Source organism: Psychrobacter sp. 1U2 (genome assembly GCF_051847575.1).
The window spans coordinates 1-846 of sequence record NZ_JBPYDC010000766.1; the positions used below are offsets into that span (position 1 = coordinate 1).

At 42.2% G+C, this 846-nt stretch carries 2 protein-coding genes; both read left to right on the forward strand.

The window, feature by feature from the left end:
• Positions 1–132, forward strand: a 132-nt coding sequence (locus ACS8FD_RS18615) for an S-adenosylmethionine:tRNA ribosyltransferase-isomerase (protein WP_439276937.1), incomplete at its 5' end; no start/stop codon positions are given.
• 122 nt (positions 133–254) lie between these two features.
• Positions 255–846, forward strand: a 592-nt coding sequence (locus tag ACS8FD_RS18620) for a type IV pilus assembly protein FimV (RefSeq protein WP_439276936.1), incomplete at its 3' end; no start/stop codon positions are given.

The following is an 846-nucleotide window of genomic DNA, read 5'->3' on the forward strand; positions in this document are numbered from 1 at the left end:
ACCTTATTAATGCTTGTATCCGCATTTTCAGGTAAAGCAGCTATTGAACAAGCTTACCAACATGCAATTAGCCATCGATATCGCTTTTTTAGTTATGGGGATGCGATGTTATTGGATAAAAAAGTACATTAGCAGGGTGTTAAATATTATTTAATTAAAGCGATACGAGTACCTAATACATTGCGATAAACATAATTGTATTTGGCTATTTTCGTAAGTCATTTCTCAATAAGTCATAATAAAAAGGGCTGCGCATGTCTTGGCATTTACCTCATCGATTGACCAATATTCATCACGCGGTGTCAGTAGCACTCCTTTGTTCTGTGAGCTCTATTGCGTGGTTACCTGTTGCTCAAGCAGCCACTATGGGTAAAACAACCATTACCTCTGCTCAGCATGAACCTTTGACTGCCAGTATTACGGTCACCGACATCGATGCTAAAGATTTTGCCGCTAGTATTGCAAGTCCTGTGATTTATCAGCAAATGGGGCTGACCCCTACAGCATCTATGGCTGTACGGTTTGTACCGACTTCTGCCACCGCAGGTCAATTACTTATCCAGACATCACAGCCTGTAACAATGCCATTTGCAGATGTCGTACTAGCAATAAATGATAATGGCCAACGCAATGTCATTCCTAAGACTCTACTGATGCCTCTTGGTAATAATAACGTACCAATTAAACAGTCCAAACGAGTGGTATCAGGTGCGCCAAAACCAAACTTGCCGGTAGTGTCAAACTCTAACGCTAAACCCCTAACGGTCAGACGTGGTGCGCCGCCACCATTGATTATGGTACCAGATACCCAAACGCCAGCATCAATGCAGACATTACCAAAAACTG